This is a genomic window from Magnetovibrio blakemorei (assembly GCF_001746755.1).
Taxonomy (GTDB): Bacteria; Pseudomonadota; Alphaproteobacteria; order Rhodospirillales; family Magnetovibrionaceae; genus Magnetovibrio; species Magnetovibrio blakemorei.
Genome location: NZ_MCGG01000052.1, coordinates 108,592 through 116,673, shown reverse-complemented (window position 1 = coordinate 116,673; position 8,082 = coordinate 108,592). Strand labels below are relative to the sequence as shown.

9 protein-coding genes are annotated in these 8,082 nt (G+C 53.9%); all 9 read right to left on the bottom strand.

The annotated features are described in order from the left end of the window. Window positions 1-10: 10 nt before the first annotated feature. The 9 genes from BEN30_RS13645 to BEN30_RS13605 all read right to left on the bottom strand — a co-directional run bounded on the left by BEN30_RS13645 (window position 11) and on the right by BEN30_RS13605 (window position 7,991). Window positions 11-913 (bottom strand): sensor histidine kinase, encoded by a 903-nt coding sequence (locus tag BEN30_RS13645; RefSeq protein WP_069958872.1) that lies wholly within the window; start codon window positions 911-913, stop codon window positions 11-13. 3 nt (window positions 914-916) lie between these two features. Then, entirely contained in the window at window positions 917-1,597 is a 681-nt protein-coding gene (locus tag BEN30_RS13640; protein ID WP_069958871.1) for a response regulator, read from the bottom strand. 91 nt (window positions 1,598-1,688) lie between these two features. After that, window positions 1,689-2,687 carry an RluA family pseudouridine synthase gene (locus BEN30_RS13635; RefSeq protein WP_139135035.1) on the bottom strand — a complete coding sequence of 333 codons (999 nt, stop codon included), beginning with the start codon at window positions 2,685-2,687 and terminating at the stop codon, window positions 1,689-1,691. Between the two features lie 74 nt (window positions 2,688-2,761). Continuing rightward, window positions 2,762-3,160 (bottom strand): bacteriohemerythrin, encoded by a 399-nt coding sequence (locus tag BEN30_RS13630; protein ID WP_069958869.1) that lies wholly within the window; start codon window positions 3,158-3,160, stop codon window positions 2,762-2,764. Window positions 3,161-3,204: 44 nt separating this feature from the next. Continuing rightward, on the bottom strand, window positions 3,205-3,609 hold the full coding sequence (locus tag BEN30_RS13625; RefSeq protein WP_069958868.1) for a bacteriohemerythrin: 405 nt from the start codon (window positions 3,607-3,609) through the stop codon (window positions 3,205-3,207). A 106-nt stretch (window positions 3,610-3,715) separates the two neighbouring features. Continuing rightward, window positions 3,716-4,102 (bottom strand): fluoride efflux transporter CrcB, encoded by a 387-nt coding sequence (crcB, locus tag BEN30_RS13620; protein WP_069958867.1) that lies wholly within the window; start codon window positions 4,100-4,102, stop codon window positions 3,716-3,718. 12 nt (window positions 4,103-4,114) lie between these two features. Further along, window positions 4,115-5,407, bottom strand: a complete 1,293-nt coding sequence (locus BEN30_RS13615) for a replication-associated recombination protein A (RefSeq protein WP_069958866.1) — start codon at window positions 5,405-5,407, stop codon at window positions 4,115-4,117. Between the two features lie 6 nt (window positions 5,408-5,413). Continuing rightward, window positions 5,414-6,865: a Do family serine endopeptidase gene (locus tag BEN30_RS13610; protein ID WP_084005564.1), complete on the bottom strand. Its 1,452-nt coding sequence runs from the start codon at window positions 6,863-6,865 to the stop codon at window positions 5,414-5,416. Continuing rightward, complete coding sequence (locus tag BEN30_RS13605) at window positions 6,846-7,991, bottom strand: HD-GYP domain-containing protein (RefSeq protein WP_084005562.1); 1,146 nt, start codon at window positions 7,989-7,991, stop codon at window positions 6,846-6,848. Before BEN30_RS13605 ends, BEN30_RS13610 begins: the two co-directional genes overlap by 20 nt. Window positions 7,992-8,082 lie beyond the last annotated feature (91 nt).

The following is an 8,082-nucleotide window of genomic DNA, read 5'->3' as shown; positions in this document are numbered from 1 at the left end:
TTGGGGGGGATTATTTTTTTGCAAATTGCAAAATGAACACCGCCCCCCCACCGGGGGCATCTTCGATGGATACTTTTGCGTTATGCGCTTCAGCGACTCGACGAACAATGTACAAGCCGAGTCCTGAACCACCGGTGCGACGATCCGCACGGTGGAACCGCTCAAAAATGCGTTCACGATCCGCCATAGGGATACCCCGTCCACGGTCAATAACGCGCAGAGCTGGCGATTCATCGACCTCAATGGTGATGGTTGAACCGCGCGCGGAATATTTCATCGCATTTTCCAGCAAATTGCGCAGCGCTTGTTCCAACCCAAACGCATTGCCATCGACGAACACCGGATTATGGGCCCCAATCACTTCAATGGACCGCCCTTCGCGAATGATCAACGGGGCCAGATAAGCCGCGACCGAAGAGGAAAGCTTCACCAAATCCACCCGCTCGCCGGGATGAACTTCGATATTTTCAATTTGTGACTTGGTTAAGACTTGCTCGACGATTCGCGTGACCCGGTTCACATCTTCAACCAACGGGCTAATTGCTTCAGGATTGTCCAACAAATCGAGATGAGCGCGCATCATCGCCAATGGGGTGCGCAATTCATGGGCCATATCGGCGGCAAACAGCGTGCGCTCTTCTTCCTTCTGGCGCATCAATTCATCTTTGGCTTTCAATTCGCGCATCAGTCCCAAGGACATCACTGCCAACACGGATACGGCAATGACTGCAGAGATCATGGCGATCCCCACATGCCCCCAACGGGCAGGAATGCTCACACTCGCCTCAGCCCAACCGAGCCAATTATATAAAGGATACTCGATGGCAAATTCCCAAACGACCAACAGAACAAGTGTCACGGTCAGACTTTGCAACGCCAATTTTATGACGCGATTCAAGCGGGTCAGACTCACGTTTTAGGTATCCTTCCCATCAGCGAGCAAATATCCAACCCCGCGCAAGGTGTGGATGGCCACCGAAGCACCATCTTGCACCAACCGTTTGCGCAACCGGGAAATATGCGCTTCCAAGGAATTGTGCGAGACCTCGTCATCAAAGCCGTAAAGCTTGCTTTCAAGCACGTCTTTGGGCACCACCTTTCCGGCCCGGCGCATCAGTTGTTCCAACACGCCCATTTCCTTGCGGGAAATTTTAAACAGCTCCTTGCCAATTCGAACTTCGCGGGCGGTGGTGTCAAAGGTGATGTTTCCGACACTCAAGCTCAAACCCATGACCCCTCCTGGGCGACGCAATAAAGCGCGCAGACGAGCCGTTAATTCTTCCACTGCAAAGGGTTTCAGTAAATAATCGTCAGCTCCCGCGTTCAGTCCTTTGACGCGATCATCCACACCGTCGCGTGCCGTCAACACCAACACCGGCAAAGGGTTGTCGGCACGGCGCAGGCTTTTGAGCAAATCCAGACCATCTCCGTCCGGCAGCCCCAAATCTAAAATCATGAGATCGTAAGGCACCGTGCCCAACGCCGCCTCGGCATCCGCCAACGAGCCAACACCGTCCACGGTAAAATCTTCTTTTTCAAGACCGTGGCAGACATAGGTGGCAAGACGCAGGTTATCTTCGACAAGTAAGATACGCATATGAGACAGCGGCTCCCGGAGTAGCATAACATCAGAGTCCACACTGTGGACGCATTTTGCTTCCTGTTCAATGCTCTCGGGGGAGAACCTCTTATTCGACGTCGTCTTCAAAGGGCGGCGGGGCAGAGGATTCATCAAAGCCCAAGTATGCCCAGGTCGCTTTCATGTGGTCCGGCATCGGCGCGGTGATTTCAAACACCCCGCCAGCGGGATGCGTGAAACGGATGGAGCGCGCATGCAGATGCAGCTGCTTGGCCACCTCTGCACCAGGCAAAAATGCCTCCTCACCACCGTATTTGCCATCCCCTAAAATCGGATTGCCAATGGCCAGCATGTGCACCCGCAGTTGATGGGTCCGTCCGGTGACAGGCTCCATTTCCAGCCAGGCGGCGCGACGTCCCGCTTGATCGATGATTTTGAACAGCGTGACCGCCCGCTTGCCTTCCAATTCATCCACGACCATGCGCTCACCGCTTTTGGAATGGCTTTTGTTCAAGGGCAAATCGACACGCCCCTGGGCCAAAGGCGGAACCCCCACCACAATGCCCCAATAGGCTTTGCGCACATCCTTGGTGCGAAAGGCTGCAGTGAGAACCTGGGCGACCTTTTGCGTGCGCGCCAACACCAAAATACCGGATGTGTCTTTGTCCAGGCGGTGGACCAGACGGGGCTTGTCCATCATGCCGTCTTTAAGCGCGCTGAGCATGCCGTCGACATGCTGCTTGGTACCGCTGCCGCCCTGCACAGCCAGTCCGGCGGGCTTATTCAAGATGATGATGTGATCGTCTTGGTGCAGCACCCACGAACGAATGGCTGCGGCTTCTTCACGGGTGACACGCTGCTTGGACACTTCGTGGGCGGGCTTTACGTCTTTTTCCCGGTCCAACGGCGGCACCCGCACGCTTTGACCGGCAACCAAGCGCAGACCGGGTTCTTTGGTTTTGACGCCTTCAACCCGCACTTGTCCGGTGCGCAACAGCTTTTGCAGCCGTCCGAAGGTCAAACCGGGATAGTATTTCTTGAACCATTTATCGAGACGCACGCCATCGTCTTCGGGGGTCACGGTAATATTTTGCACGCCGCCAGTCATGAGCATTCCAGAGCAAAAGGGCCAAAGGGTTTTTGGAACTAAATCCTGGCCGCAAACTAACCCACAAATACGATTTAATATACAACGCCCATGTGCTCGCCGATTTTTTTATCTTCCACCAAGATATGCTGCACCAGGGCGTTTTGAAGAAAGCCAAGCCTTTCCTTGCTCACCCCTTGAGACGGATTCTGGTCAATCTGTTCGAGCACATCATCCAAAATTGAAATCAGCTCGGCGTGCAAGGCGCGATGCTCATGAATTTGAGGACAATGATTTCGGCTCATGATGTCGATTTCGTGGGCAAAGTGAACACGGGTCTCTTCCAACAAGGTGACAAGGTGTCGTCTCAACACTTGGATACCCTGCCCTTTTTGATGTGCCGAAAACAGGGACTCCATATGCCAGATCATTTTTTTGTGGTCGTTATCGATCTCCAAAATGTCGACAGACAACTCATCGGACCATGCCATCATTTGCCACGCCTCACATATTCGTTAACGGCTTTGAAAAAGTGACCTTAATGAATCGCACCGATGTATTTGCCGAGTTTTTTGTCTTCGATCAAAATGTGATGAAGCAGCCAGTCTTCCAGGAACTGCATGGTTTTGTAGCTCAAATCCATATCGCCACCCGCTTCGAATTCATCAATCAAGTCGTCCAGTTCGGACACCAATTCGGCATGCTGGACGCGATGCTCTTCCAACCCTGGAAATCCGCTCGCGCGCATCACGTCTTCTTCATGGGAAAAATGCTGACGGGTGTAAAGCTGCACCAGATGCAGCGTATCCTTCAGCACAGCAGGCCCCTGCCCTGCAAAGCAGGCTGCAAACAAGTCGTTGAGGTACTTGATCAGTTTTTGATGATCTTCATCAATTTCATCAATCCCGACAGAAAGATCACTGTTCCACTTTATCGTTCTCATAGTGATGTCCGATTCTGTATCTGGCCCTAAGAACGTAAGCAATGCACGGGATAGAAGCAAATAAACATATAAAAGCGATCAAATTAGGTCAGAGAATTGCCGTATATTAAGACAATATCATTCGAAAGACGGAGAGACCCGCGGCAAATGCCAACAGGCAAATCAGAACCGAACCGACGGCGTAAGCCGAAGCGCTGATGACAGCTCCACGATCCAGCAAATAATAGAGATCCATGGAAAACGTCGAAAACGTCGTGAACGCACCCAAAATGCCAACAACCACCATGGCCCGAATTTCTGGAGACGGCGACCAAACCAATGCAGACAGCTCAATCACCGAACCCAAGACAAACGCTCCGATCACGTTGACCGCCAAAGTGCTCCACGGAAAATCGGTATGGGCAATATGACCAATGGCGCTCATCACGACAAAACGGCTGACCGCCCCAATGGCGCCGCCTAAGGCCACAAACACCAACAGCTGCAAGTTCATAGCACGTGTCTTTCAATCCGTGCGCTTGGCGCGCAATTTATCCCAATACGCGAGACGTTTGGTGATATCGCGTTCAAATCCAATGTCCTTGGGTTCATAAAACCGCTGGCGGCTCATGTCTTCTGGAAAATAGTTCTGCCCGGAAAAACCATTTTGAGCGTCATGATCATAGGCATAACCTGCGCCATAGCCCAATTCCTTCATCATTTTGGTGGGCGCGTTCAAGATATGCTTGGGCGGCATCAACGATCCCGTTTCCCGGGCCGCGCGGTTGGCCGACTTCTGCGCCATGTAGGCGGCGTTGGATTTGGGCGCCGTGCCCAAATAAATCACCAACTGGACCAACGCCAACTCGCCTTCGGGCGAGCCCAGGCGTTCATAAGCCTGCCACGCCGCTATGGCCTGCGTTAACGCATTGGGATCGGCCAAACCGATGTCTTCAACGGCAAAACGGGTCAAACGCCGGGCAATAAAGTGCGGATCTTCGCCACCGTCCAACATGCGGGAAAACCAGTACAACGCCGCGTCGGTATCCGAGCCCCGAAGCGACTTGTGCAGCGCTGAAATGAGGTTGTAATGGCCTTCTTGGGACTTGTCATAAAGCGGCAGCCGCTTTTGCACCACACGGGCCAAATCTTGGGTTTTGAGAGGCTCTTGATCGTCTGGCATGGCCAGCAGTTCTTCGCTCATATTCAGCAGGTAGCGGCCATCGCCATCGGCCATGGCACGCAACGCGGCACGGGCGTCCAAATCCAAGGGCAAGGCCTTCCCGGTTTCGTCCTCCGCTCGGCTCAACAGTTCTTCCAGGGCGCGGTCGTCCAAACGGTTGAGCACCATGACTTGGGCGCGCGACAGCAGCGCGGCGTTAAGCTCAAACGACGGATTTTCCGTCGTCGCCCCCACCAACACCACCGTCCCGTTTTCAACATAGGGCAAAAAGCCGTCCTGTTGGGCCCGGTTGAAGCGGTGGATTTCATCGATGAACAACAACGTCCCCTGCCCCGCTTCGCGACGTTCCTTGGCCCGGGCAAAAACCTTCTTTAAGTCTGCAACGCCGGAAAACACCGCCGACAAGGGCTCAAAGGAAAGCTTGGTGTGCAGCGCCAGCAAGCGGGCGATGGTGGTTTTTCCGGTGCCGGGCGGCCCCCACAAGATCAAGCTCGATAGACGCCCAGCCTTCACCATGCGCCCCAGCGGGCCGTCTTCGGCCAGCAAATGATCTTGGCCGACGACGTCATCCAATGTGGCCGGGCGCAAGCGATCCGCTAGGGGGCGTGAGGCCTGATCTTCAAATAAAGACGTCATTGCTTATCACCGGATCACGATATTGCTTTCCTGCCCATCCCGTTCAATCCGGATGACCCAGGTCGACGCGGTTTCGCGCAACATCCCCAAAAGGTCTTTAACCGACGCCACCACCTCGCCATTCAACTTCAAAATGATGTCGCCACGTTCAAAGCCCAAACGTGCGGCACTGCCCTTGCGGTCCAACGCCAACACGATCACGCCGGTTTGTTCATGCTCAAGCCCCAATTCATCGGCCAGCTTGGGCGATAAGTTGGCGACCACGGCCCCTTCGAACGGGTGATGGCCGCGCAATAAGGTTTCTTCACGCCGAGGGATTTCCGGGGGCGCTTCCAAGGCGATGTCGAGCGACACCGGACCGCCGCGTCGCATCACCGAGACGCTGGCTTTGCCGCCCACTTCAAGGGTGGCGATGATAAAGCGCAAATTCTGCCCATCACGCACTTCCTTGCCATTCACGCCCAGCAGCACGTCGCCAACCTTAAGGCCACCACGAGCCGCAGGGCCACCCTCATGTACTTCGGTAATCATCACGCCAAACGGACGCTTCATGCCCAAGCTTTCGGCGATATTTGCCGTCACGCCTTGGCCCTTGGCCCCCAACCACGGGCGCACCACGTTGCCCGTGGTCACCAGGGCGGAAACCACCCGCTTGACCATATTGGACGGAATCGCAAAACCAATCCCATTCGATGCCCCGGTTTTGCTAAAAATCGCCGTGTTGACGCCCACCAATTTACCCGACATATCCACCAAGGCACCGCCGGAATTGCCGGGATTGATGGCCGCGTCGGTTTGGATGAAGGAATTGAGATCCGATACCGACGAAGCGGTGCGCGCCAAGGCAGACACGATGCCGCTGGTGACCGTTTGACCGACCCCAAACGGATTGCCAACGGCCAAAACCAAATCACCGATTTCCAACTGGTCGGAATCACTCAATTGCAAAAACGGCAGGGATTCCCCTTTTAAATCCAATTTAAGAACGGCGAGGTCGGTGCGCTCATCCTTGCCCAAAATCTTGGCTGCGAATTCACGTCTGTCATTGAGCACCACTTTGACTTCTTCGGCGCCTTCGAGAACGTGGTTGTTCGTGACCACCAACCCGTCCCCCCGAATCAACACCCCGGAACCCAGAGTGTTTTGAACCTTCTTTTCGGGTCCGGGAATGATGCGTTGGGCATTATCGCCAAAAAAACGACGAAAAAACGGATCGTCAAATAGCGGCACCGTTTTGCGGGTGCGCACCGTCTTGGAGGTGAACACGTTGACCACCGCAGGTGCGGCTTGCTTTACCAAAGGGGCAAAACTCAACTGCACCTGTTGACGCGTCTGCGGCGACATGCGCTCTTGGGCGAAGCCGGGAACAGCCATCAGCCCAACAGACGTCAACACCGTGGCGACAAACAAGGCGCAAAACGCACCCACACGCAATGAATTAACCGAACATATCTTCATGGAATCTCTTCTGAATCTCTTCAATCTTGGTTATGTGGTTGGCCAGAGCAGACACGCATTCCCCATCGAATATTTTTGGGCTCTTGCATTTTAAGAAGTCCAAGGCCTCGTCATTGGTCCAGGCTTTTTTATAAGGCCGCACACTGGTCAGCGCATCAAACACGTCCGCGACGGCAATAATCCGGGCTTCCAGGGGAATTTGATCCCCCACCAAGCCTTGAGGATAACCACTGCCATCCATGGCCTCGTGGTGACACCAGACAATATTTTGCAACATATCGATTTTGGGCATGCTTTCCATCTTAAAGCCGCTGATCAATTTCCCTACGATTTCCATACCTTTGGCAACATGCGTTTGCATGGTTTCGCGCTCGAAGTCGGTCAACCGCCCTTCTTTCAACAAAATGCCATCCGGGATGGCAATTTTGCCGATATCGTGCAGCGGAGCAAAATGGAACAGATATTCGATAAACTCATCGCTCAGTTCGTGGCTATCGGCCATGCCCAAGGCAATGACTCGCGAAATGTTCGCCATACGCGTCAAGTGGCCGCCTGTTTCTTCGTCCCTAAACTGGGAGATTTCCCGCGCCGTCTTGACCGCCGCTTGCAGGGTGCGAATGGCATTGAACTCGGTGATGCTGAGCAAACCCACAAGCTGAGCATAAACACCAAGCTTGTAAACAACAGTATCGGTGAAACATCCCGTTTCTGACGCATTGAAAAAGACAAAACCGTGAAACACGTTGTTGTGGACGATGGGCACGGTGTGGCTCGACAGATAGCCTTTTTTGAGAATTCTCTGCGTATGCTCACTGTTTCCCTTGGCCAAAACCGTGAGATCGTTGATGGTGCGGGGCGCCCGGTCCTCGGCCAATGTGGACAGGGACTGCACGTCTTTCAACGCGGCCTCATAATGTTCGATCGGACTGCCATGATCGGAAGAGTTAACGAAGGTCTTCAACACATCCGTTTCGGGATCGTAGAGCGCCACCGCAATGCGGTTGAGGCTGGGCAACCACGACTTGATCTCTTGATGAATTTCGACCACCCGCGCAGACAACTTGTCTTCGGCTCCGCTTTGGGGCCGCTCCTCACAATTGTCTGGGGACAAAATGGTTGGTATCATCGGTGGAAACCCTTAATGGTTCAAACAGGCGGGGTATCATACCCTTTGTTGAGCAAAGACCCAATGCTCCCTAAAACAAAAAAAGGCAGCT